Here is a 21,305-nt window from a genome sequence, read left to right on the forward strand (position 1 = left end):
CCATGCAACGCAACAAGACCAGCAACAAGTTCCGGCAGGCAACGCCCGCCCTGCGCCACAGCCTCCTGGCAACGCTGATGTTGGCGGCATCCGCTTGCTGGGCGCAGGAGGCGCCGGCAGCCGTGCCTGCCACCGCCACGGCCACCACCACGGCCATCGCCCCGGTCCGCTTCTCCACCTATCTCGACACGGTGGAGCGGCAGAACATCAGCCTGTCCGCGCAGCAGGAGACCATCCGCGGCGCCGAAGCCGAGATCTCGATCGCCGGCGTGCGCCCGGACCCGGTGCTCAAGTACGGCCGTGGCGACATCGAGACCAGCCGCGCGGTGTCGCCCAAGCCGCCACGCACCCATGAGTTCGAAGTCGAGATCCCGATCGAGCTGGGCGGCAAGCGCGGCGCGCGCATCCGCGCCGCCGAGAGCAACCTGCGCCTGACAGAGGCCAACCTGCAGGGCTTCAGGCACACGCTGTACGCGGAATCCGCCGCAGCCTTCGTCGAAGCCTGCCGCAGCCGCGAGGCGCTGGTCCGGCAGGAATCGACGCTGACCGCCCTCTCCAACGTGGTGCGCGCCAACGAGATCCGCCGCAAGGCGGGTGACATCGGCGGTTGTCGCAATCGCGGGTCGAGCGCGACCGCTTCACCACCGAGGTGAAATCGGCGCGCGCCGCCGCGCAGGCCGCCATGCAAAAGCTGTCCATCCAGCTTGGCGTGCGCGTGGCCGAGGCCTTCGGCAACACGCCGCTGGCCTGCGAGTTCCAGCCCTTTGACCCCGGCACCGACAGCGGCGCGTTGATCGCCCGGGCCATGGAAGCGCGCGACGAGGTGCGGATTGCGCGCGCCACGCTGGAGAATGCCCGCGACAAGTCCGGACTGGCGCGCGCCAACCGCTGGGTGGATCCCAGCGTGAGTTTCACCATGACCATGACCCCCGGTGTGCGCGGCACCATGGACGACGAGGGCCAGCCCAACGGCGATGGCACGCCGCGCTCGCGCATGCTGGGCGTGTCGGTGTCGATTCCCCTGCCCTTGTCGCGGCTGCAGCGCGGCGAGCTGATCCAGGCGGAGTCGGAGGTCACGCAAGCCATGCTGGCCCTGCGCGAGGCGGAGCTGAAAGCCGAAATCGACGTGCGCAACGCGCTCACCGCGTTCCAGGCCGCGCAGGACAACCTGCAACGTTACCGCGACTCGGTGATCGCCGATGCCGACCGGGTGCTGGACGGCATGCGCCAGTCGTATCGCCAGGGCGCGGCATCGCTGCTGGAACTGCTCGATGCGCAACGCACCGCGGACGAGACCTACCTCGACTACCTCCAGGCCCAGGCGGACCTGGCCGGCGCCACCGTGGAACTGCAACTTTCCACCGGCTTGCGGCCCGCGCTTTGATGGCGCGGTGCGCCCGGCTACGGCCGGGCGCACCAAACGCTTCGATTGCCACGAGTCAAAGGACAAAGGAGACCTGCCATGAAAGCCGTCAACCTTGCGCCGCCGGTCCAGCGGTGGCGCGTGTATCGCCTGAGCGTGATCGCGCGGCTGGACGATGTGCCCGACGTGCGCCTGGCCCTGCGCTGCGCCACCAGCGACTGCGGCCAGTATCCGGTCAACGAGCGGCAGTTGCCGCTCGGCCTGCCGCCAGTCAAGTGCATGCTGAGCTTCGAGATCCGGATGCCGCAGATGCGGGCCGGGCAGTTGCTGGTCGCGCTGGAACGTGCCTTGCTGTCCGTGCCCATTGTCCTGCTGCGCCTGGAGGTCATGGGCAACCATGCCGAGGCGGCGCACGCCGCACGCCCGGAACTGGTGTCTTCGCCGGCTGGCGGCACCAGAACCTGGCCCGCCGCGACCGCGCCGGCCCCGGTAGGATGAAGCCTGGCCCATCCGGCGTGAAGGCGCGGGATGGGCCGCTCAACTGGCGCGATTGACCGAACTCCGGCGCAAAGCTACGATGGGCGCGGCGGAACCATCATCTCGCACCCTCGCGCCAAGCCCCAGACCAGCTCATGGTGATACCCCAAGCGGTGGCCTGCTCCCCGGCCACGCCGACTACCGCCCCCTTGCGGCTTCTGCGCATCCTGCTGCCCCAATCCCCGCTCACCGCAAAGCCGCTGCTAGCGTTTGTGCTCTGGCTGCTGCTCGCCTTGCCTGGCACATCTGCGCTTGCCGCCGGCCAGCTGCAAATCCTCGGCGAAGCCACCATGATCACCGGTGACGGGCCGCCGGCCACGGTCAGCCTGCCTTACTACTGGGACCGGTCGCGTCCCGGCGAGACCGGCGGCGCGCGATTTCTCCTGCGTTTCCAGGACATGCCAGGCCGCCAGGGCATGGCCGCGCTGTACGTGGAGCGGGTCGCCAACAGCTATGAAGTGCGGCTCAACGGCAACCGCCTCACCCACGCTGGCAGCCTGTCTGCCCCGGCGCCCTATGCCGGCCAGCAGCCGTTGCTGATCCCGGTGCCGGCGGACCTGCTGCGCCCGCAGAACGAACTGCTTGTCACCATCGCCGCCAGCGCCAGCTCGCGCGGCGGCCTGTCGCGCGTGGAGTTTGGTGCACCGGCGCTGGTGGAGGCGCACTACCACCGGGCGCTCTGGTTCAAGGCCATCGGCCCGGTAGTCATCGCGGCGGTCAGCGTGCTGCTGGCTTGCCTGGCAGCGCTGGTGTGGTGGCGGCAGCGGGATCCCCTGTTCGGGTTATATGCCATCGCCGAGCTCGGCTGGTCTTTCGGGCTGGCCGAGTACTTCGTTTCCGACGACGCCGGCGCGCCCGATGCGTGGCTCGCCGTGGTGCTGGCCGGGCGGGCAGTGTTCATGTACGCGACTGCCAGGTTCGCCATCCTGGTGACCGGCCTGGAGGCCCGCTGGCTACGCCGCATGCTGCTGCTCTACCTGGTTGTCAAGATTCCGCTGATCGCGCTGATGGTGGCGGCGCACAGCACGCGCGCCATGGTCTTGGCCAACGTGATCGTCAATGTCGCAATGGCCCTGTCGATCGTGGCCGTGCTGGTCCGCGCCGCCGTGACGCGTCCGGAGCGTGAACGCATGGCGATTGCCGCCGCCCTTGGCCTCACACTGCTCATCTCGATGCTGGATTTGATCCACGTCTGGTGGATCGGCGACTACTACTGGGACTCCTCGGTCACCCGCTACGTGTCGCTGATATTCAGCCTGACCATGGGCTGGCTGCTGGTCGATCGCTACACGCGCGCCACGCGCATGTTGGCTGCCCTGAACCAGAAGCTCGACAGCGCGGTCTCCCGCAAGGAGCAGGAGCTGTATGAGCTGTACCGCCATTCGCGCGAGATGGAACGCGAGCAGGCCACCCTGCAGGAGCGCGGCAGGATCATGCGCGATATCCATGACGGGCTAGGCAGCCAGCTGGTGGGCATGCTCTCCATGCTGCGTGCCGGCAGCCCTTCCACGCACACGTTGCAACAACACCTTCAGCATGCGCTGGATGCCCTGAAACTATCCGTCGATGCGTTGCAGGATACCGGCGGCGACCTGGCCGCCGTACTCGGCAACCTGCGCTACCGGCTTGGCCCGCGGCTGGAGGCAGCGGGATTGCGGGTGGACTGGCAGGTGGCGCGCCTGCCGGCGTTGCACGACCTGACGCCGCAGCGGGTGCGGGAGCTGCACTACCTGTTGCTGGAGGTGTTTTCCAATGCCATGCAACATGCCCGCGGCAGCGCCATCCGGGTCTCGGCGCGCCATGATGCTGGCCAGCAAGCCCTGGTTATCGAGATCCATGACAATGGCTGCGGCTTTACGCCCGAGGCTGCCGCGCACGGACGGGGATTGGGCAATATGCGCCGGCGCGCCGAGGCCATCGGGGCGGCGCTGGACCTGCGCTCTTCACCGCAGGGCACTACCGTGCGGCTGGCGTTTGCGCTTGCGCCGGAGCCACCCGTTTCTGCCGTTTAGCTCCCTTCCCGCGCCCGTTCGATGTCAAGTTCGATGTCAACCCGGGCGCGGGCGACTCCGTTACCGGAATCAGACCTTGATGTCGATGGTCTGGCCAAGGTGAGGGGGATTGCTGACCGGGACGCTGACTTGCGGCATCGAGCCCAGCAGGGTTGCCACGCTCTGAGCCTGCAGGTCTAGCGACTTGCGCAGCATCAGGGTGGGCACCGGATCGCCGCCCGAGTTGCTGGCCGCACTGACGAGGGAAATATCCATTGAATGGTCTTCCAGGTTGAAATTGAGGTTGAGGGTGAAGCTACGCTTTGGCATTGAAACCAGCGGGAAGGCGCACCTCCCAGCATCCATGTTGTCGGCCATCAACCCAGAATCTTTAGCGCCGCGGCCGCAATAGCGGGCCACCCGCTTGGCATCCGGAACGTTTATCATAAGCAGCCCGGTCGATCTGGCCGGGAAAGACCAGACAGCCAGCACCGCCGGGAGAGCCGCTGAATCCGGCGAAACCAGTCACCAGAATGAACATCATGGGTCGGGCGCAAAAAATTGCGGGAAGTATCGCTATTTCGTGTTTGGCTTTTGGCATCGCAATGGATTGCCTGGCGCTGGATTCGGCGGAGCTCTATGAGCGGGAATCGCCCAGCATCTGGGTGGTGTCCGTCTTTGACGCGCAAGGCACGCGCTTCGGCCTGGGCAGCTCGGTGGTGATCGGGCCGGAAGAGCTGGTCACCAACTGCCACGTACTCAAGAGCGGCAAGTCCGTCAGCATCCGGCGCGAGAAGGTCACGTATGGCGCCAGCCTGGTGCACGCCGATGTCGAGCGCGACCTTTGCATCCTGCGCGCCAAGGGCCTTACCGCCCCGGCCGTGAAGATCGCACCGCTGGCCGCGCTCAAGGTCGGGCAAAAGGTCTACGCCATCGGCGCGCCACGCGGCTACGAGTTGACGCTGAGCGATGGCCTGCTCTCCTCGCTGAACAAGGATGAGCGCGACCGCATCGTCCGCCTCCAGACCACCGCCCCGATCTCCCCCGGTTCCAGCGGGGGTGGCCTGTTCAATACGGACGGGCAACTCATCGGCATTACCTACCTGATGCGGACCGACGCGCAGAACATCAATTTCGCCATTCCTGCGCAATGGATCAGCGAGGTGCCCGCCCGGTCCGCGCTGGCGCTGCAGAAATTCCGCAGCGAGACCGCATCCGTCGCCCCGCCTGCCATGGCCGTCCCATCCGGGCAGCCAGGCCAACCGGCCCAAGGCGCCGCGGCCTACGCCCCGGCCCGGCCCGCGGCCGGACCACAAGGCCGGCAACTGACCGGGGCCGAGCTGGCCAGCCATTTCACGCATCTTGGCAGGATCAACGCTATCGCGCCCTCCGGCATCACGCTCTGGATGCAGGTCCGGGAAAGCGGCGGCCTGGATGTGACCAACTCAGTTACCCGGGGCTATTCGCCCGGCAGCTATCGGATCGAGCCGGAAGCGAACCAAATCTGCTTCGAGATGGCCAACCCGACGTTCAGCGCGATGCAGACCTGCTATCGGCTGACCGAGGCCGACGGGCGCTTTGTCATGCGCTCCGCCACCAGTCCCTATTACTTTTCATACACGAAGTAGCAAGCGGGCGCCGGCCACAGCCGGTCGCCTCGCTATCTCCCTCAGGGCACAAGACATGGGAAACCTCTATCGAAACGGCGCCCCGGCCGTAGTGGCCGCAGCCTTGCTGCTGCTGGGCGGCTGCGCGCCGACCACCGTCGGCGTGACCAGCCGCGCCAGCGACTACACCAACAAGCCCACCCGCATGTATGTGCTGGGCACCACCGGCATGGGCTGGAACAGCGATTTTTCCGCGGCGTTCTCGGCCAAGTTCCGGGAGGTGACCCGGCAATGCGGCGTGGAATCGGCGTATGACGAAATCACCGGACTGGAGCTCGATTCGTCCGCGCTGACCGGCAGGATGCGGGCATTCGGCGCCGATACGGTGCTGACCATCGCCAATGGCGGGGGCGTGGTTAACACGGCCGGCGGCCGGCTGTCGATCAACTATGGCACGACGCTGACGGATGTCAGGCAGAACCGCGCGGTGTGGAAAGGCAAATACACGTTCAGCCGCGGCGGCACCATCATTCCCATCGAGGAGCGCGCGGCAGTCCTGGCGATCGATATCACCAACAGCCTGAAGAAAGACGGCTTGCTCACCGGCTGCGCGCAGATCGCGCTGGGCCAGAATGGCCGGCTCGACCCGGCTGCCGTGCCGCACGTCGCCGCCGGCATCAGCACCGGCCAGGTTGGCGCGACTGGCGCGAGGAGTACGACCAGCGCGACCCGTCCGGTGCCGCCCGTTGCCGCACCTGCGGGTCCCGCGACCGCGGCAACACTGCGGGACCTGCAAGACCTGCTGCCACCGAAGTGACAATCGCGGGCCTGAACGGCATCAAGCGCCCAGCCCGGCCTCGTCCAGGTGCGCGAACAGGATCGTGCCCGTCTCCGATTCGGTGACGAACACCTTGCGCGGCCGCCCGGCCTCAACGGTGGGCTGAAACGCGAGGTTGGTCGTGGTCGCGCCCACCGGGCTGGCGAGGATCGCTTCCGGCTCGCCACGCTTGCTTAGCACCCACACGCAGCCCAGGCTGGCATGCGCCACGAACAGCCGGTCGCGGCTGTCGATGGCCATGCCGTCGGGGCCGCTGGTGCCATAGAAGGTAAAGAACTGCCCCACCTTCGACACGCTGCCGTCGGCCTGCAGCGGCACGCGCCACACGCAATTGCCGCGCGTTGCCGCCACGAACAGCACCCTCTCGTCGCGGGACAGTGCCAGGCCGTTGGGGCTGGGCACATTGCCCAGCAGCAAGTCCAGCTGCCCGCCGGCGCGCAGGCGGTAGACGCGGCCCGTGGGATCGTGCAGGCCGGTCTGGCCCTGATCGGTGAAGTACAGGTCGCCGTTGCGCGCGATCACCAGGTCGTTCACGCCCTTGAACTGCTCCGCGTTGCGCCGTCCCAGCAAGGTTGCCACCTCGCCCGTATCCACGTTGACGCGCAACAGGCCGTTGCGATAGTCGGCCACCACCAGTTCGCGCTCGTTCAGGAACTTCATGCCGTTGGGCTCGCCCTTGTACTCGGCGACCAGCGACCAATCTCCGGCGGGCGAGATGCGGAAGATGCGCCCGAACGGGATGTCCGTCACGTACAGGTTGCCCGCGGGGTCGAATACCGGGCCCTCCAGGAAGCTGTCGATGCAGGCCCCGCCCTTGTTGGCGTCAGCCCACTCGGAGCGCACGCCGGTCTTGCGCAAATGCGCGGGCATGGCCGAGAAGACCTGGAGGCAAATCTCCCGGGGCACGGTTCTGAAGTACATGTTCGTTCCTTGTTGTCCTCGCGCCGCGCAATGGCGGCGCTTACCCATTCACTCGGCCTTCACATCGGCGGATTTTGCCACCTGGCTCCACAGCGCGGTGTCGTCCTTGATGCGCCTGGCGAAGTCCGCCGGTGCAATGCCGCCCGGCTGGGCGCCCATGCTGGCCAGGCGCTCCTTGACCTCAGGGCTGTTCACACTCTTTTGCACCTCCGCCTGCAGTTTTGCTACCAGCGCAGGGGGCGTGCCCTTGGGCGCCGCCAAGCCGAACCAGTTGATCACCTTGTAGTCCTTCAGGCCGGCCTCGGCAAAGGTCGGCACGTCCGGCAGCGCGGGCACGCGCGCGGCTCCCGTGACCGCCAGCGCGCGGGCCTTGCCGCCCTTGATCTGCGGCACCGCGGTCGGCGTGGCGGTGATCAGGATATCCACGTTGTTGCCGATCAGCCCCATCAGCGCATCGCCCGCGCCCTTGTACGGGATATGCGTGATCGACACCTTGGCGTCCTTCTTGAACACCTCGGCGGACAAGTGCGTGGAGCTGCCGGCGCCGCCCGAGCCGAAATTCAGCTTGCCCGGGTTTTGCCTGGCGAAGTCGATCAGTTCCTGCAGCGTCTTGAACTTCGAGCTCGCCGGCACGATCAGGATCACCGGCGTCTGCGCGATCGTGGTCACCGGCACTAGGTCGTTGTTGTAATCCCAGGGCAGCGTCTTGAACAGCGACGGCAGCATGGTGTACGTGGTGTCATTAGCCAGCAGCGTGTAGCCGTCGGGCGCGGAACGTGCCACCTGCAGCGTGCCGATGGTGCCGCTGGCACCGGGCTTGTTCTCCACGAAGAACGACTTGCCGGTGCTTTCGGTGAGCTTCTGCGCCACCTGGCGGGCCACGAAATCGGTGGTGCCGCCGGCGGTGTATGGCACGACGATGCGCACCGGCTTGTCGGGCCAGGTGTCGGCATGGGCTGCCAGGCTGACGGTGGCCAGGGCAAGGCTGGCGCAAAGGCGGAAATGCATGGTTGTCTCCTTCTATGAAGTCAAGGCCCGTCGTTGGCGACAGGCCGTTGTCTATGGTTCAGGTCCAGCAAGAGCGGCCCTTCAGCGAATATTGGCCAGCATCCATTGCTGGAGCAGACCGGCAATCTCCAGGTTGTTCTGCCAGGCCAGCTCATCCTCGCCCCGCACATTTTGTTCTATTAGTCAGAACGATATTCCAATTAATTGTATGAGCCGTTGATTCGCCGGTCAATCCGGGGGCTTTCCCTAGCGGGCCTCGCCCCGGGCGGGACGGATTTGCCATTGGCGGCAATGTGGGTGTTCGGACGGGCAGCGCTGCCTGCGTTACCATGGCAGCGTACGCTTCACATTGCGCATGCCCTCGCGCTGCCGCACCCACCTCGCGCCTTCGCCGCCATCACCCAATCGCCATGACCTCAGCACTGCTGCTTGAAAACATCCATGACACCGCCGTCGAGCGCTTCAAGGAAGCGCACGTCACCGTAGAGCGCCGCACTGGCGCGCTCGCGGGCGACGAACTGCATCGCGCTCCCGCGGCCCACCAGATTCTCGGCATTCGCTCCGCCACGCACCTTGGCGCGGCTGAAATCGAAGCCGCCAAGCACCTCGTGGCCATCGGCTGCTTCTGCATCGGCACCTCGCAGGTAGACCTCGACGCCGCGGCCCGTGCCGGCATGCCGGTGTTCAACGCACCGTTTTCCAATACGCGTTCCGTGGCCGAGCTGGTCATCGCGGAGGCGATCCTGCTGCTGCGCCGCGTTCCCGAGAAGAACACACTGGCGCATGCCGGCAAATGGGCGAAGGGAGCAAGCGGGTCATTCGAGGCGCGCGGCAAGACCATCGCCATCATCGGCTATGGCAATATCGGCTCGCAGGTTGGCGTGCTGGCAGAAGCCATGGGCATGCGCGTGGTGTACTACGATGTGCAGGCCAAGCTGTCGCTCGGCTCGGCGCGCGCGGCGCGCTCGCTGGCGGATGCGGTGTCGCAGGCCGACATCGTGACGCTGCACGTGCCGGCCACCGCGCAGACCAGGAAGATGATCGATGCCGACGTGCTCCGGCAGTTCCGGCGCGGCGCGATACTGATCAATGCGTCGCGCGGCACGGTGGTGGATATCGAAGCGCTGCGCGCAGCGTGTGATGACAACCACATCGCCGGGCTGGCGATCGACGTCTTCCCCGAAGAGCCCAAGACCAACGCCGATCTGTTCACCAGCCCGCTGCAGGGGGTGCCCAACGCGATCCTGACGCCGCATATCGGCGGCAGCACGGAAGAGGCGCAGGAAAATATCGGCACGGAAGTCGCCACCAAGCTGATTGCCTTCCTCAGGACGGGCGACACGATTGGCGCGGTGAATTTCCCCGAGGTGAGCCCCGGCCCGCTGACGTCGCCGGCGCGGCTGCTCAACGTGCACGGCAACGCGCCGGGCGCGCTCGCCGCGCTCAACACGCTGCTGGCGCGCGACGGGGTCAACATCGTGGCCCAGCACCTGCAGACGCATGGCCAGATGGGCTACGTGGTGACCGACCTCGACAAGGTCCCCTCGCCGACGCTGGCCGCCGCGCTGGATGCGGAAACGACGTTTATCCGCTGCCGCACCATCCTCAACCCGCTGGCCTGAACGGCAGCGCGGCGCCGTAGCTGACAAAGCCGGATCTGCGTTGTCGTGCTCCCCTCTCCCGCGCGCGGGAGAGGGGCTGGGGGAGAGGGAGAACAGCCGTCGTCATGGCGCGCGGCTTTGGCCTGTCCGGCGACTTCGGCTGTTGCTTCAGGTTTGTCAGCGGTCTGAGACAGCGGCCATCGGCCGCTGTCTTCAATTCACCCGGAAATGCTCCACCGACTGGCCCGCGTTGACTGCGCGCAGCAGCCATGCCGGCATGGGGCCCACGCCATCCCAGACCTGTCCCTCTGCATTGCGGTAGCGGCGTGCGGGCGCGCTCGCCTGTGACGGTGCTGGCGCAACTGCTGCCGCTGCCGGCGCTGCGACGGCCTCGGCTACCTGTGCCGGCGCCGCTGCAGGTGCCGCTGCAGGTGCCGCTGCAGGTGCCGCCGGTCTCACCGCTCTCGCTTTCTGTGCGGGCACGGACATGGTCGCCCGTGCAGGCGCGGGAACCACTGCCGGAGTGGCCACCGGTTCGGCAACCGATGCTGCTGCCGGTTTTTCCGCGGGCACGGCTTCAGCAACTACTGCGGCAACTACAACAGGCGCGGCTACCGGCGCTGCGACCGGCACAACAGGCGGCGCTGATTGCCTGACAGGAGCATGAGCACGTTTGCGCGCTTCGGCCTTGCGCAATGGCGCAGGTGCCACCACGGGCGGCGCGGTGATTGGCCCGGCAGGCAACAGCGCGGGCGGCGCCGTGATCGGTCCTGCGGGCAACAACGCCGGTACTGCATCCAGCTCAGCTTCCTCCGCTACCGGCTCCACGATCGGCTGCCTGGCCGGCGCCGCCACCCAGTCAAAACAACCTGCCGCCTCCAGTTCATCCATGGAGATGCCGAGCCGCTCGATCTGAACGCGAATCCAGACAATGGCGGCGACTTTCTTGACGTCGGCGGGATCAGAAGAAGGCATGGCAAAAGACACAATGAATGCAGGTAGAAGGGGCGGGGGAACGGTCGCGGATGCGGCGCTGGCCGCACACTGGAGATCCTGAGGATCGCACATGATAGCCGAGCGCGGGACCAGTCCGCGCCAAGCCTTGAATCCGGATGCAAAAGCCGGACCAAAAGCCGCTCTCCCACACCCCCTCAAGGGCCGCAGATCCGCTTCCCGAGGGCGTCGGCTGCCCCGCGTCCACGCCCTGTCGCCACGCTCCGCCATCACGCAAAATCCACACAGGATAAATGAGAACGATTATCATATACAGCTTCCGGGTCACGATTTCCCGGCCGTCCCAGCCACGGCCTGTGCGCAACACGGCACTGCCAGGCCCCCCGTCTTGAAAGGATGCATAGCCCATGAATCGCCTCATTACCTCCGCCTTGCTTTGCGGCGCCGCACTGAGCGGCACCGCCCAGGCCCACCAGGTCTGGCTGGAACAAACGCCGGCAGCCGCCCAACTGTATTTTGGCGAATTCAACGAGAACCTGCGCGAAGTTTCGCCGGGATTGCTGGACCGGTTCGTGCAGCCCACCGCCGTGCTGGTCACGGCCAAGGGTGAGCAACCCCTCAAGGCCGACAAGACAGCCAACGGCTTCGTGCTGTCGGGGCGCGCAGGCGCGGGCGAGACCATCGTCGCACAGGACGCGGGCTATCCCCTGCTGGAGCGCAAGGACGGCGACAAGGTGATCCGCACCGCCTGGACGCCGGCGGCCCGGCTGCTGGGTGCCGGCGGCGCGGCCGCGGTGACGCCCAAGCTGGCGCTCGACATCGTGCCGACCGGCCGCGCCGGCGAGTACCAGGTGGTCTATGCGGGCCGCCCGCTGCCCAAGACCAAGGTAGGCGTGGCCGTGCAGTCCGGCTGGGGCCGCGAGCTGCGCACCGACGAGCAAGGCATGGTGCACCTGACGCAACCGTGGCAAGGCACCTACGTGCTGGAGGTGCGCCACGTCGACAAGACCGCCGGCGAGCGCAATGGCAAGCCGTACGACATCGCCAGCTATGTCACCACCCTGTCGCTGACGCAGGCCGATGGCCTGGCCGCGGTACCCGCAGTGCCGGCTGCCGCGCCCAACAAGTAAGGGAGAGCTTGCCATGGGATTGAGCCAGACCGGCCGCTATCGCCTTGGCGTTGCCTCGCGCGTGGTGGCTGCCATCGTGGGCGGCTATGTACTCGCGGCCGTGGCCACCGGGCTGCTGGCCGTGGTGCTGCCGATGCCGCCAGCCGAGGCGGTGATGACAGCCACGCTGCTGTCGTTCTCGCTGTACGCGTGCGCGGTGCTGTGGGTGTTCGCCGCCGGCAGCGCGTTGCGCGCCTGGGCCGGCGTGGCGGCGCCTGCCATCGTCCTCGGCGTCTTGCTGGCTGCTTTGCGGAGTGCGCCATGAAGGCCGGGCTGCGTCAGTCCATGGCCTGGCTGCATAGCTGGTCCGGGCTGCTGGTGTGCTGGGTGCTGGTGCTGGTGTTCTGTGCCGGCACCGCCAGCTACTTCAAGGATGAGATCACGCTGTGGATGAAACCCGAGCTGCACCGCTCGGCCGCCACGCAAGTGGCCAGCGCCAAAGCGGCCAGCCGCGCGGTGGCGTTCCTGCAGCGCAACGCGGCGGATTCGCCCCGCTGGTTCATTGACTTGCCGGACGAACGCAACCCCGTCGTGAACGTGCTGTGGATGCGCCTGCCCGGCGCGCCGGCCTCGGGCATCGGGGGCGGCCGCGGCCGCTTCGAGAGCCGCACGCTGGATCCCGCCACCGGCACCTTCCTGCAAAGCGTGCGCGACACGCGCGGCGGCGAGTTCCTCTACCGCCTGCACTTCGACCTGTACTTCATGCAGGCAATCTGGGCGCGCTGGATCATCGGCTTTTGCGCGATGTTCATGCTGGTGGCCATTCTCAGCGGCGTCATCACGCACCGGCGCATCTTCCAGGACTTCTTCACCTTCCGGCCGCGCAAGGGCCAGCGCTCCTGGCTCGATGCGCACAATGCCACCGCCGTGCTGGCCCTGCCCTTCCACCTGATGATCACCTACACCGGGCTGGTTACGCTGATGTTCATGTACATGCCGTGGGGCATCCAGACCGCGTACCAGGGCAACCAGCAGGCCTTCAACAACGAGGCGTTCGGCCGCGCGCCGCAAGGCAAGCCAAGTGGGCAGGCGGCCCCGCTGACGCCGCTCGCGCCGCTGGTGGAACAAGCCATGCGCCATTGGGATGGCGCACAGCCGAGCCGCGTCGCCATCACGCTGGCGGGCGACGCCAACGCCACCATCACGGTGTCGCGCGGCACCGAAGGCTCGCTGTCCGCCAATGCGCCGTCGATGCGCTTTAACGGCGTCACTGGCGCGCTGGTCGCGACGACGGGCGACGCGCCCGCCGCCGCCAACCAGACGCGCGGCGTGATGGTGGGCCTGCACGAGGCGCATTTCGCCGGCCCCTTGCTGCGCGCGCTGTTTTTCGTGAGCGGGCTGGCGGGGTGCGTCATGGTGGCCACCGGCGCGTTGCTGTGGGGCGTGAAGACGCGCCAGGGCCAGGCCAAGGCGCTGGCGGCCGGCGCGCGCCCGAGCTTTGGCTTGCGGCTGGTGGACGCGCTCAACATCGGCGCCATTGCCGGGCTGCCGATCGCGTTCGCCACGTACTTCTGGGCCAACCGCTTGCTGCCGGTGGGCATGGCCCACCGGCCCGACGCGGAGATCCATGCCTTCTTCATCGCCTGGGCCGCGGCAGCCGTGCTGGCGCAGGTGCGGCCGACGCGCGGCATGTGGCGCGTGCAGCTGTGGGCCGGCGCGCTGATGCTCGCTGCCATTCCCGTGCTCAACGCCTTCACCACGCAATCCCACCTTGGCGTGACCCTGTTGCAGGGCCAGGGGCCCGCTGCCGTGGCGGGATTCGACTTGACGGTGCTGGGGCTGGGCATTGCGCTGGGCGCGGCGGCGCATGTCCTGGGGCGGCGCACCAAGGCGCGCGCGCCGGCAGGCGCACCCGCGCGGCGCGTGCTTCCGGCAAAAAACGCGGGCATGCCACCAGGCGACGCGAAGGGAGCCGCATGAGCACAAGCCTGGGTTTTCTCACCGCGCTGGCCTTCACCTATAGCGGCTTCACCGCGCTAAGCCAGACGCTGGACCGCCACTATGCCGATCGCCACGGCCGTGGCGCCGCACCTTCGCCCGCCGAGCGGCTGCGCTTGCAGGGACTGGGCTGTGCTGCGCTGGCCCTTGCCCTGGCGGCTTGCGTGCAGCAGGAGGGCTGGCCGATGGGCAGCGTCTCGTGGATCGGCACGCTGACGCTCGGTGCGCTCGTGCTGGTGCTGCTGCTCGCCTATGCGCCGGCCATTGCGGTACGTGCCGCCCGCTGGGCGGGGATGCTGGGCGGATGCGGGCTGCTGATGATGCGCGCGATGCCCGCCTAGCCATCTCCGTGGCTGGATGCCCCCCTTGCGAGATCCGGATTGCCGGGGGCCTGCTAGTGGCTATCATGACGGCCATTCCAACTCACCGGCACCGTCCTTCGCCAGCCATGCCTGACAATACCCCCGCAAGCCAGCCTTATGCGCTGGAGAACCCCTTTCTCGAATCGCTGAATGTCACCATCGTGGACTGGCAGCCGGACCTGGTGCGCATGTCGCTGATGCCGCAGGCTGCGCACGTCAACAACACAGGCGTGGTGCAAGGCGGCATCCTGGCCACGCTGCTGGACGCGGCGGGCGGCTACGCCGGCCTGTTTCCGGAGAATGGCGTGCGCCGCGCCGCCACGACCATCTCGCTGAACGTCAACTATGTCTCGTCCGCGCATGTGGAGCGGCTGCTTGTGGTGGGCCGGCGCGTGGGTGGTGGGCGCCGGGTGTTTTTCTCCAACGCCGAGATCACCGACAGCCAAGGCCGTCTCATCGCCACCGCGCAGGCCGCATTCCGCAGGAAGGATCCGGTCTGAGCAGCCTGGACCCTCGCCCGTGTTGCCGGCGCGCCGGCCCGGGCAGGGCAGTCACGCCAGCCGCAGCCGGCGCTCAAGCGCCGTCCAGGAACGGGTTGCGCACGCCGGTACGCGTGCCCAGGCTCGGGCCAAGCCAGCGCGACCTGTCCATGTACGCGGGCGAACCCGGCATGGGCTCCGGTTGCGCCGGCGCGAGGTCCTGGCGGGTCGACTGATTGGCGCCCTGCGTGTAGGGGTCGAACTTGTCCGGCGCGCGCGCCCCACCCGCATTCGGGTCCGTGACGCCTGGGCCAGTGTTGGTGGCGGCACCCTGCGTGTAGGGGTCCCGCGCGCCGGGCGCATCCGCGCCTTGCGTGTACGGGTCGCGCGCGCCCGGCGCGGTCTGCGCCAGCGTGGCGAAGGACACGGCCGCAGCGCCGGCCAGCAGCAAGGTCTTGGCGAGATGATGTTTCATGGATACCTCCTTGGACGCCCGAAGGCGCTGGATTGAACACAGCATAGCGCGTTGCCCGAAGCTGAACGCTTGACGGGTTCAAGCGAGACACGTGCCAGTCGGACGACGCCCGACAAAGCCGCAAGATCACACTGCCATGCGGGTCCCGGGGCAGCGCAGGCAAACATTGACAGGCTGCGCGTGGCGCCGGTTTGAGCCGCATCTGGCCACTCGCCCGGGGCTGCGGCGGTAGGCGCCATCTCGATGACGCTTTGCAGCAATGACACGCACGGTGGTAATCGTTACCAGTCCGGAGCCGCGCATACGGCAGCGCAGGCGTGGCACGCAAGCCACGCTAGTCGCGCACCGACAGCGGCGGCGCAATCTCTTCGAGCGGGCGCTTTTCCGCATTGACCGCATAGCGCAGGGCAAACAAGCCCGCGGCGATCACCAGCGCCGCGCCAATGCCGTAGCCGCCAGCCACCGCGGCGCGGCTGCCGCTCTCGATCAGCGCGCCGAACAACAGCGGCCCGATAAAGCCCCCGGTACCCGTCCCCACTGCATAGAACACGGAAATGGCGAGGGCGCGCGTCTCGATGGGAAAGACCTCGCTGACCGTCAGGTAAGCGGAACTGGCCGCCGCGGAGGCCAGGAAAAACACCGCCGACCAACACAGCGCCTGGCTGCGCGCGTCAAGCCAGCCCTGCTCGAAGGCCCACCCGGTCAGGGCCAGGCCCACGCCGGAGAGCACATAGGTAAGCCCGATCATGCGGCGGCGCCCCACGTGGTCGAACAGTGGCCCCAGCAGCAACGGCCCCAGCACATTGCCCAGCGCAAAGGGGAAGATGTACAGCCCCACGCGGTTGTCGGGCACGCCGTGAAAGCGCGTGAGCACCAGCGCATAGGTAAAGAAGATCGCGTTATAGAAAAACGCTTGCGAGACCATCAGCGCCAGGGCCACCGCGCTGCGCAGCCGGTAGCGCTTGAACAGCACATGCGCGACCTCGCCAAGCGTGGGCGCCGCGCGCCTCGAAAGCAGGATCGTGCCCGTGGCCGGCGGCAGTGCTCCGTACTGGGCCACCACCTGCGCCTCGATGGCGGCGACGATGCGCCCGGCTTGCTCGCCACGCCCATGCGTCAGCAGCCAGCGCGGGCTCTCGGGCACGTCCCGGCGCACCAGCAAAATGGCTACCGCCAGCAGCGCGCCGAGCAGGAACGCCGCGCGCCAGCCCAGGGCCGGGCCCAGCACGCGCGGATCCAGCAGCACCAGGCTCAGGCCCGCGCCAAGCGCGGCGCCCAACCAGAAGCTGCCGTTGATGGCCAGGTTGACGCGCCCGCGCACGCGCGCCGGGATCAGCTCATCGATGGCCGAGTTGATGGCCGCGTACTCGCCGCCGATGCCAAGGCCCGTCAGGAAGCGGCACACCGCGAAGAAGACAAAGCCCGTGGAAAATGCGGTGGCCAATGTGGCCGCCATGTACACCGCCAGCGTCACCAGGAACAAGGTCTTGCGCCCAAGGCGGTCCGCAAGGCGGCCGAACACCAGCGCGCCCAATACCGCGCCAGCCACGTACAGCGACCCTAGCCACCCTACCTGCGCCGCATTGAGCCCCAGGCCATCCGGGCGCTCGAGCACGCCACCCAGCGAGCCCACCAGCGTCACCTCCAGCCCGTCGAGCACCCACGCCACCCCCAGCGCGATCACCACCCGCCAGTGCCAGCGCGACCACGGCAGGCGGTCCAGGCGGGCGGGGATATCGCTCTGAATGACTGGCATGGGCGGCTTTCCGTCTCGGCGCGGCGATTGGCAGGTATGCGGCAGGCATGCGCTGCAGTCCGCAAGAACGATGCCGATGCGGGCACAACGCCAGCGTGCGGCCATGCCGCGGGTTTTCTACCTCTGGCCCGGCACTTGCGTACGGTAAAGCCATCAAGGCAAGTTTCCATGCCGGAGCCGTTTCCATCATAGGCAGATCCCGTGCAGAATCGCGTACATACAATTCTCGTGGTTGACGACGAACCGGGCGTGGCGGATGCGCTGGCCTATGCGCTGGAGCGCGAAGGCTATGCCGTGGAGAGGGCGTTGGACGGATTCAGCGCGTTTGCGCTCGCCCAGCGCGTGCATCCGAGCGTGGTGGTGACGGACTGGATCATGCCGCATGCCGATGGCGCGATGCTGTGCACGCTGCTGCTGCGCGAACGCTCCCTTAGCGATACGCCCATCGTGATTTCGACCAGCAGCAAGCCGGAGCCGACGATTCCCAACGCCACGGTCCGCTACTGTGCCAAACCCTGTCATCCCGATGACGTGGTGCGGATCGTGCATGACCTGCTGCGCAACCCATCCCCCGCTCGCGCGTACGACGCGCCGCGTCCTTGACATTCTTACCGCCCTGCTGGCCCTGCCATCCCCGCCTGCAAGGCGCGTGCGCCCTCAGCCATTCACGATTTCTCCGCCGTTGATATGCACGACCTGGCCGGCAATGTAGCTGGCAGCGCGAGGGGAACGCCGGGAAGGCGGTTTCCGGCAGGTTGATGCCAATCCCATGCCCCTGACGTGCACGCTAGCACGCTCGCGCGCAGCACTCGTGGCGCGCGACGCCTACAATGAATCATGGCCACCATGAAAGGGAACCGCCATGATCGCCTCCATGATCTTCCTCGGGGTAATCGTCCTGCTTTATGCCTTCATCATTCGCGCAGGCTTTTTTCATAAGTCGGTGCTCTATCCGGAACACGCCCATCCCTTCCATTACTGGTGGGACCGGATCGTCCATCACCAGAAGAAAGAGAAAGCTAGCTAAGTCGCTTGGACCCCGCAAGGCCTGGTGAGGCCGCCCAACCCGCCGATCGGCGGGCTTTTTCATGCCGGTGGCTGGGGCTGGGCGCGATCACCGCAACGGAAAAGGGAAAGCGAGCGCCCTGCCCAAGAGGCCTTTGCTGCTCATGAATGCCGGCCTGGATGCTAAACTGCCCGCCCTTCATGTCCGGCCGTTGCTCCCTATCCATGCACATTTCCCGCTTCCCTAACCAAGCTGCAATCCTCTGTGTCTGCCTGGCTGCCGCCAGCGCCGGCGTCATCGCAGCCACGGCCCCGCCCTCCCCCTCGCCCGAGCAGGTCACCGCTGCCATCCAACAGTCGGAGGCCGAGCGCCTGAAGCAACTGGAGCAGACCGACCCGGCCGCGGCCGAGCGTGCCCGCTCGCCGTATGTGGCAGGGATCATGGCGTCTATCAAGGCGCACACGGTCAAGGGTTGCCTGCCCGCCAGCGGCGGCGAGATCGTCTGCATCGTCGGGGTCAAGGCCGGCCGCCGCGACGGTTATCGCGCACTGGCCTTCGGCGGCAACCCTGAGCCCTGGGTGCTGGCGCGGCGCGAAGAACCCGCCATCACCGGCCCCGATGCCGAGCAGGCCACCGCCTCGATGCGCGAATTTGCCCGTGGGCAATTGAAGACCCAGACTGGCGCGGAAGAAGTCGCGGAACTGACGGCAATGGCCACGTCGCTGGCGGTCAAGCAACTCGACGAGTGCCACCTGAGCCGCGATAGCGGCAACGTACGCTGCGCCGCCGTTGTCGCCACCGCCAGCAAGCCCGACCAGCGCGTCTCCGGCATTGCCTTTGCGCTCGAAGCCGGCGGCTGGCGGTTTGTCCCGCGCGAGCAGTAGGCAGGCCGCTGAGGCCGGCCAGGGCCACTGCCACGCAGGGAGCATGAATCACATTTCCTAGCTTTGCATGTTGATCCATGTCAAGTGAGTGATGGAGCATAATCCCCTCGCTCTTGGGGCAGATGCCCGCCTCCCACGGTGAGACACTGCGTGCGGGCGGGAAAAAGCGTCTCGCCCAATGTCACTTCTTCATGCCCTCCGTTTACACGGCGGGCATTTTTTTGCCTTGCCGGGCGCATGCAATAGCGTTCAAGACAGCGGCATACGCCGAAACCTGGGCCTTGTGCGGAACGGCCCCGCCAGAAAAGCTCGTGGCCCTCATCCATGTCATCCCGATGGTGGATCGCCGGGCGCCGGCGCAGGCGCTTTTCCGCCGTCAATCATCCTTCACGATTACCCCACCAAGCGGGGATCCCAACATGTCAGATGTGGTGCACAATCCGGCCTGAAACAGCAACCGCAGGCCTCGAACCCCATGCTCCAGAACTCGAAACCACAGGTCGATCCGGTCCGTCGCGGCGAAGTCACGAAGGAGTTGAGTGCCGATGCGCTCGCGGATGCGGGGATGCCTGGCGCACGGGCCACGGCGCAGCAGATCGCGGAACACCGGACGCGGGCGCTCGCGGACTTGCTCGAGGAAGCGATACGAAGCGGGACGCCGCGGGCGGTGGGGCATCGCCGGCGGTAACGGAAGGTAACGGGAGATAAGCGGGGGAATCTGGCAAAGCGCCGGTGCGGGTAACGCTACCGAATCAAGCGGCGTTGCCCCGCACCAGGTTCTAGATCACCGGGCGGTAATCACATTGAAAACCAGGCCCGTGCCGATGGCGACCAGCAGATAGTCTCCACCCACGCCAACCCAGTTGTAGCCGCGCGGCGGAGGCGACAGCCTGTAGTCCCGCCAGTTATCGACGACATACTGGCGCTGACGGTATTCCGGTGGCACCCTTTCGCCCTTCTGCCAGCGGCCAGGACCGGGGCGATCGGCGCGCCGGTCGTAGTCGGGGCCGCGATCCCCCTCGCCCCTGCCCCGGTCGTCATGGCGATGATCCCCCTGGCCTCTGCCCCGGTCGTCATGGCCGGGGCCGCCAGGCCCGCGGTCCCTGTCAGGGCCATATCCGTGATCCCGCTCCATGGGAGGCCCGCCGCGATAGTCGCCACCGGGCCCCCTGTCCTGTGCGTAACCCGCAATCGACGTGAGCGTACACGCCGCCAGCAACAAGCTCGTGATCACCTTGTTCTTCTGCATTCAAAGCTCCTGAAGCCCTCATGGTTGAGGTCATGCGATCGAGTCTAGCGAAGCCCTGCGAGCCAAGGGGTTACGAAATCTTAATGCGGTTACATCGTGCGAAGGCCGTGCGATGGCCCGATCCGCGCGCGGCAGGACAGCGTCAAAAGCGTCTTGATTACCTACCTGGTAATTGGCTCGCAGCCTCCCAGCTCCGACACTGAGCTTGCCTGGAGTCGCCAGGTAACCGCCACCGGAGCTGCCCGTCATGCCTGCCGCCACCGTTACACTTTCCGCCCCGTCCCTGCGCCATCCCGGCGCGGCAAACCCCGCTGAGCGCCATCCCGCGCAGCCCGGCCATGTGCTGACCCGTGACGGTGTGTCCCTGTTTGTGCGCGACTGGCACGACGGCAATGCGGCGGCGCAGGTGGTGCTGTTCGCGGCCAGCTGGGCGCTGCCATCGGACGCCTGGAGCGGGCAGATGCGGGCGCTGCATGCTGCCGGCATGCGCTGCATCGCCTACGATCGCCGGGGGCATGGCCGTTCCAGCGATCCGGGGCGCGGCTATGACTTCGATACGCTGGCCGACGATCTCGCGGACGTCATCGACGCGCTTGGCCTGCGGCGCGTGACGCTGGTCGGCCATTCGATGGCTGCGGGAGAGATCGTGCGCTACCTGTCGCGCCACGGCGCGACCCGCGTCGCCGGCATCGTGCTGGTGGGCTGCACCACGCCGTGCGTGCCGTGCAGCGAGGACAACCCGGACGGCATCGATCCCGCGTTGCTGGCGCAAGTGGCGGCCGAGCTGGCGGACGACTTCCCGCTCTGGGTGGAGAACAACCTCGCGCCGTTCGGCGGCGGGCTGTGCTCGGCGCCGCGGCTTGAGTGGGTGCGCGCCATGGCGCTGCAGACTTCGCTGCAGGCGCTGCTGGGCTGCAACCACGCCAACACCCACGCGGATTTCCGCGCGGAGCTGCCGGCGATCAAGGTACCCGCCCTGCTGGTCCACGGCGACAACGATGCCTCCTGCCCGATTGCGCTGACCGCCGAGCGCACGGCGGCCCTGCTGCCCGACGCCCGCCTCACCGTCTACGCTGGCGCGCCGCACGGCCTGCCGTTCACGCATGCGCAGCGGCTTGGCGCGGACATCCTGGCGTTCGTGCGCGAACTCGGCTAAAGCCCCTTTGC

At 67.3% G+C, this 21,305-nt stretch carries 25 protein-coding genes; 18 read left to right on the forward strand and 7 right to left on the reverse strand.

Features of this window, described 5'->3' with window-relative positions; genetic code table 11:
- Positions 1–2: 2 nt before the first annotated feature.
- From ACGLHR_RS20160 to ACGLHR_RS20175, 4 genes are all read left to right on the forward strand, one after another.
- Positions 3–653 carry a TolC family protein gene (locus ACGLHR_RS20160; RefSeq protein WP_400096047.1) on the forward strand — a complete coding sequence of 217 codons (651 nt, stop codon included), beginning with the start codon at positions 3–5 and terminating at the stop codon, positions 651–653.
- Positions 608–1,384, forward strand: a complete 777-nt coding sequence (locus tag ACGLHR_RS20165) for a TolC family protein (RefSeq protein WP_400096048.1) — start codon at positions 608–610, stop codon at positions 1,382–1,384. The genes ACGLHR_RS20160 and ACGLHR_RS20165 overlap by 46 nt, the downstream gene beginning before the upstream one ends.
- 78 nt (positions 1,385–1,462) lie before the next feature.
- Entirely contained in the window at positions 1,463–1,861 is a 399-nt protein-coding gene (locus ACGLHR_RS20170) for a hypothetical protein (protein WP_400096049.1), read from the forward strand.
- Positions 1,862–1,995: 134 nt separating this feature from the next.
- Positions 1,996–3,912: an ATP-binding protein gene (locus ACGLHR_RS20175; protein WP_400096050.1), complete on the forward strand. Its 1,917-nt coding sequence runs from the start codon at positions 1,996–1,998 to the stop codon at positions 3,910–3,912.
- Positions 3,913–3,981: 69 nt separating this feature from the next.
- Here ACGLHR_RS20175 and ACGLHR_RS20180 read toward each other — a convergent pair whose 3' ends face one another.
- Positions 3,982–4,269: a YjfB family protein gene (locus tag ACGLHR_RS20180; RefSeq protein WP_400096051.1), complete on the reverse strand. Its 288-nt coding sequence runs from the start codon at positions 4,267–4,269 to the stop codon at positions 3,982–3,984.
- Between the two features lie 227 nt (positions 4,270–4,496).
- Here ACGLHR_RS20180 and ACGLHR_RS20185 point away from each other — a divergent pair, with 227 nt between their 5' ends.
- Together ACGLHR_RS20185 and ACGLHR_RS20190 are read left to right on the forward strand one after the other, a co-directional pair.
- Positions 4,497–5,519, forward strand: a complete 1,023-nt coding sequence (locus tag ACGLHR_RS20185; protein ID WP_400096052.1) for a S1C family serine protease — start codon at positions 4,497–4,499, stop codon at positions 5,517–5,519.
- Positions 5,520–5,574: 55 nt separating this feature from the next.
- Positions 5,575–6,315, forward strand: a complete 741-nt coding sequence (locus ACGLHR_RS20190; RefSeq protein WP_400096053.1) for a hypothetical protein — start codon at positions 5,575–5,577, stop codon at positions 6,313–6,315.
- A gap of 21 nt (positions 6,316–6,336) precedes the next feature.
- On the opposite strand, the gene ACGLHR_RS20195 is transcribed toward ACGLHR_RS20190, so the two are convergent.
- Both ACGLHR_RS20195 and ACGLHR_RS20200 read right to left on the reverse strand, forming a co-directional pair.
- The gene (locus tag ACGLHR_RS20195) at positions 6,337–7,257 is read right to left on the reverse strand and encodes an SMP-30/gluconolactonase/LRE family protein (RefSeq protein WP_400096054.1); all 921 of its coding nucleotides are present in this window, start codon (positions 7,255–7,257) and stop codon (positions 6,337–6,339) included.
- Between the two features lie 48 nt (positions 7,258–7,305).
- Positions 7,306–8,265: a Bug family tripartite tricarboxylate transporter substrate binding protein gene (locus ACGLHR_RS20200; RefSeq protein ID WP_400096055.1), complete on the reverse strand. Its 960-nt coding sequence runs from the start codon at positions 8,263–8,265 to the stop codon at positions 7,306–7,308.
- 410 nt (positions 8,266–8,675) lie between these two features.
- Between ACGLHR_RS20200 and serA the strand changes: the two genes are divergently transcribed.
- A complete protein-coding gene (gene serA, locus ACGLHR_RS20205; protein WP_400096056.1) occupies positions 8,676–9,887 on the forward strand; it encodes a phosphoglycerate dehydrogenase in 1,212 nt (403 codons plus the stop codon).
- A 192-nt stretch (positions 9,888–10,079) separates the two neighbouring features.
- Here serA and ACGLHR_RS20210 read toward each other — a convergent pair whose 3' ends face one another.
- Entirely contained in the window at positions 10,080–10,841 is a 762-nt protein-coding gene (locus ACGLHR_RS20210) for an H-NS family nucleoid-associated regulatory protein (RefSeq protein ID WP_400096057.1), read from the reverse strand.
- A gap of 386 nt (positions 10,842–11,227) precedes the next feature.
- Between ACGLHR_RS20210 and ACGLHR_RS20215 the strand changes: the two genes are divergently transcribed.
- The 5 genes from ACGLHR_RS20215 to ACGLHR_RS20235 all read left to right on the forward strand — a co-directional run bounded on the left by ACGLHR_RS20215 (position 11,228) and on the right by ACGLHR_RS20235 (position 14,789).
- Positions 11,228–11,950 carry a cobalt ABC transporter substrate-binding protein gene (locus tag ACGLHR_RS20215; protein ID WP_400096058.1) on the forward strand — a complete coding sequence of 241 codons (723 nt, stop codon included), beginning with the start codon at positions 11,228–11,230 and terminating at the stop codon, positions 11,948–11,950.
- 13 nt (positions 11,951–11,963) lie between these two features.
- The gene (locus ACGLHR_RS20220) at positions 11,964–12,254 is read left to right on the forward strand and encodes an iron transporter (protein WP_400096059.1); all 291 of its coding nucleotides are present in this window, start codon (positions 11,964–11,966) and stop codon (positions 12,252–12,254) included.
- Complete coding sequence (locus ACGLHR_RS20225) at positions 12,251–13,909, forward strand: PepSY-associated TM helix domain-containing protein (RefSeq protein WP_400096060.1); 1,659 nt, start codon at positions 12,251–12,253, stop codon at positions 13,907–13,909. Before ACGLHR_RS20220 ends, ACGLHR_RS20225 begins: the two co-directional genes overlap by 4 nt.
- Positions 13,906–14,268, forward strand: a complete 363-nt coding sequence (locus tag ACGLHR_RS20230) for a DUF3325 domain-containing protein (protein WP_400096061.1) — start codon at positions 13,906–13,908, stop codon at positions 14,266–14,268. Before ACGLHR_RS20225 ends, ACGLHR_RS20230 begins: the two co-directional genes overlap by 4 nt.
- Before the next feature lie 107 nt (positions 14,269–14,375).
- On the forward strand, positions 14,376–14,789 hold the full coding sequence (locus ACGLHR_RS20235; RefSeq protein ID WP_400096062.1) for a PaaI family thioesterase: 414 nt from the start codon (positions 14,376–14,378) through the stop codon (positions 14,787–14,789).
- A gap of 73 nt (positions 14,790–14,862) precedes the next feature.
- On the opposite strand, the gene ACGLHR_RS20240 is transcribed toward ACGLHR_RS20235, so the two are convergent.
- Together ACGLHR_RS20240 and ACGLHR_RS20245 are read right to left on the reverse strand one after the other, a co-directional pair.
- Complete coding sequence (locus ACGLHR_RS20240; protein ID WP_400096063.1) at positions 14,863–15,243, reverse strand: amino acid ABC transporter permease; 381 nt, start codon at positions 15,241–15,243, stop codon at positions 14,863–14,865.
- 334 nt (positions 15,244–15,577) lie between these two features.
- Positions 15,578–16,999 carry an MFS transporter gene (locus ACGLHR_RS20245; RefSeq protein ID WP_400096064.1) on the reverse strand — a complete coding sequence of 474 codons (1,422 nt, stop codon included), beginning with the start codon at positions 16,997–16,999 and terminating at the stop codon, positions 15,578–15,580.
- A gap of 228 nt (positions 17,000–17,227) precedes the next feature.
- Between ACGLHR_RS20245 and ACGLHR_RS20250 the strand changes: the two genes are divergently transcribed.
- The 5 genes from ACGLHR_RS20250 to ACGLHR_RS20270 all read left to right on the forward strand — a co-directional run bounded on the left by ACGLHR_RS20250 (position 17,228) and on the right by ACGLHR_RS20270 (position 19,577).
- Positions 17,228–17,602 carry a response regulator transcription factor gene (locus ACGLHR_RS20250; protein WP_400096065.1) on the forward strand — a complete coding sequence of 125 codons (375 nt, stop codon included), beginning with the start codon at positions 17,228–17,230 and terminating at the stop codon, positions 17,600–17,602.
- A 259-nt stretch (positions 17,603–17,861) separates the two neighbouring features.
- A complete protein-coding gene (locus ACGLHR_RS20255) occupies positions 17,862–18,026 on the forward strand; it encodes a hypothetical protein (protein WP_318234126.1) in 165 nt (54 codons plus the stop codon).
- Positions 18,027–18,229: 203 nt separating this feature from the next.
- A complete protein-coding gene (locus ACGLHR_RS20260) occupies positions 18,230–18,889 on the forward strand; it encodes a hypothetical protein (protein ID WP_400096066.1) in 660 nt (219 codons plus the stop codon).
- A gap of 122 nt (positions 18,890–19,011) precedes the next feature.
- Positions 19,012–19,338: a hypothetical protein gene (locus tag ACGLHR_RS20265; protein ID WP_400096067.1), complete on the forward strand. Its 327-nt coding sequence runs from the start codon at positions 19,012–19,014 to the stop codon at positions 19,336–19,338.
- Positions 19,339–19,364: 26 nt separating this feature from the next.
- Positions 19,365–19,577, forward strand: coding sequence for a hypothetical protein (locus ACGLHR_RS20270; RefSeq protein WP_400096068.1), 213 nt, complete (start codon positions 19,365–19,367; stop codon positions 19,575–19,577).
- Positions 19,578–19,673: 96 nt separating this feature from the next.
- On the opposite strand, the gene ACGLHR_RS20275 is transcribed toward ACGLHR_RS20270, so the two are convergent.
- A complete protein-coding gene (locus tag ACGLHR_RS20275) occupies positions 19,674–20,138 on the reverse strand; it encodes an RcnB family protein (RefSeq protein WP_400096069.1) in 465 nt (154 codons plus the stop codon).
- A 247-nt stretch (positions 20,139–20,385) separates the two neighbouring features.
- On the opposite strand from ACGLHR_RS20275, the gene ACGLHR_RS20280 reads away from it, so the two are divergent.
- Positions 20,386–21,294: an alpha/beta fold hydrolase gene (locus ACGLHR_RS20280; protein ID WP_400096070.1), complete on the forward strand. Its 909-nt coding sequence runs from the start codon at positions 20,386–20,388 to the stop codon at positions 21,292–21,294.
- The last annotated feature ends 11 nt before the right edge of the window (positions 21,295–21,305 follow it).

The organism is Cupriavidus sp. CuC1, assembly GCF_044627735.1.
Classification (GTDB): domain Bacteria; phylum Pseudomonadota; class Gammaproteobacteria; order Burkholderiales; family Burkholderiaceae; genus Cupriavidus; species Cupriavidus ulmosensis.

What these genes read in the sequence shown, in the direction of transcription:
- ACGLHR_RS20200 (WP_400096055.1), bottom strand. Translation starts at nt 8,265, where the DNA reads ATGCATTTCCGCCTTTGCGCCAGCCTTGCCCTGGCCACCGTCAGCCTG.
- ACGLHR_RS20280 (WP_400096070.1), top strand. Translation starts at nt 20,386, where the DNA reads ATGCCTGCCGCCACCGTTACACTTTCCGCCCCGTCCCTGCGCCATCCC.
- ACGLHR_RS20245 (WP_400096064.1), bottom strand. Translation starts at nt 16,999, where the DNA reads ATGCCAGTCATTCAGAGCGATATCCCCGCCCGCCTGGACCGCCTGCCG.
- ACGLHR_RS20260 (WP_400096066.1), top strand. Translation starts at nt 18,230, where the DNA reads ATGCACATTTCCCGCTTCCCTAACCAAGCTGCAATCCTCTGTGTCTGC.
- ACGLHR_RS20170 (WP_400096049.1), top strand. Translation starts at nt 1,463, where the DNA reads ATGAAAGCCGTCAACCTTGCGCCGCCGGTCCAGCGGTGGCGCGTGTAT.
- ACGLHR_RS20180 (WP_400096051.1), bottom strand. Translation starts at nt 4,269, where the DNA reads ATGGCCGACAACATGGATGCTGGGAGGTGCGCCTTCCCGCTGGTTTCA.
- ACGLHR_RS20215 (WP_400096058.1), top strand. Translation starts at nt 11,228, where the DNA reads ATGAATCGCCTCATTACCTCCGCCTTGCTTTGCGGCGCCGCACTGAGC.
- serA (WP_400096056.1), top strand. Translation starts at nt 8,676, where the DNA reads ATGACCTCAGCACTGCTGCTTGAAAACATCCATGACACCGCCGTCGAG.
- ACGLHR_RS20160 (WP_400096047.1), top strand. Translation starts at nt 3, where the DNA reads ATGCAACGCAACAAGACCAGCAACAAGTTCCGGCAGGCAACGCCCGCC.
- ACGLHR_RS20255 (WP_318234126.1), top strand. Translation starts at nt 17,862, where the DNA reads ATGATCGCCTCCATGATCTTCCTCGGGGTAATCGTCCTGCTTTATGCC.
- ACGLHR_RS20195 (WP_400096054.1), bottom strand. Translation starts at nt 7,257, where the DNA reads ATGTACTTCAGAACCGTGCCCCGGGAGATTTGCCTCCAGGTCTTCTCG.
- ACGLHR_RS20235 (WP_400096062.1), top strand. Translation starts at nt 14,376, where the DNA reads ATGCCTGACAATACCCCCGCAAGCCAGCCTTATGCGCTGGAGAACCCC.
- ACGLHR_RS20230 (WP_400096061.1), top strand. Translation starts at nt 13,906, where the DNA reads ATGAGCACAAGCCTGGGTTTTCTCACCGCGCTGGCCTTCACCTATAGC.
- ACGLHR_RS20220 (WP_400096059.1), top strand. Translation starts at nt 11,964, where the DNA reads ATGGGATTGAGCCAGACCGGCCGCTATCGCCTTGGCGTTGCCTCGCGC.
- ACGLHR_RS20270 (WP_400096068.1), top strand. Translation starts at nt 19,365, where the DNA reads ATGCTCCAGAACTCGAAACCACAGGTCGATCCGGTCCGTCGCGGCGAA.
- ACGLHR_RS20185 (WP_400096052.1), top strand. Translation starts at nt 4,497, where the DNA reads ATGGATTGCCTGGCGCTGGATTCGGCGGAGCTCTATGAGCGGGAATCG.
- ACGLHR_RS20210 (WP_400096057.1), bottom strand. Translation starts at nt 10,841, where the DNA reads ATGCCTTCTTCTGATCCCGCCGACGTCAAGAAAGTCGCCGCCATTGTC.
- ACGLHR_RS20190 (WP_400096053.1), top strand. Translation starts at nt 5,575, where the DNA reads ATGGGAAACCTCTATCGAAACGGCGCCCCGGCCGTAGTGGCCGCAGCC.
- ACGLHR_RS20265 (WP_400096067.1), top strand. Translation starts at nt 19,012, where the DNA reads ATGCCCGCCTCCCACGGTGAGACACTGCGTGCGGGCGGGAAAAAGCGT.
- ACGLHR_RS20225 (WP_400096060.1), top strand. Translation starts at nt 12,251, where the DNA reads ATGAAGGCCGGGCTGCGTCAGTCCATGGCCTGGCTGCATAGCTGGTCC.
- ACGLHR_RS20240 (WP_400096063.1), bottom strand. Translation starts at nt 15,243, where the DNA reads ATGAAACATCATCTCGCCAAGACCTTGCTGCTGGCCGGCGCTGCGGCC.
- ACGLHR_RS20275 (WP_400096069.1), bottom strand. Translation starts at nt 20,138, where the DNA reads ATGCAGAAGAACAAGGTGATCACGAGCTTGTTGCTGGCGGCGTGTACG.
- ACGLHR_RS20175 (WP_400096050.1), top strand. Translation starts at nt 1,996, where the DNA reads ATGGTGATACCCCAAGCGGTGGCCTGCTCCCCGGCCACGCCGACTACC.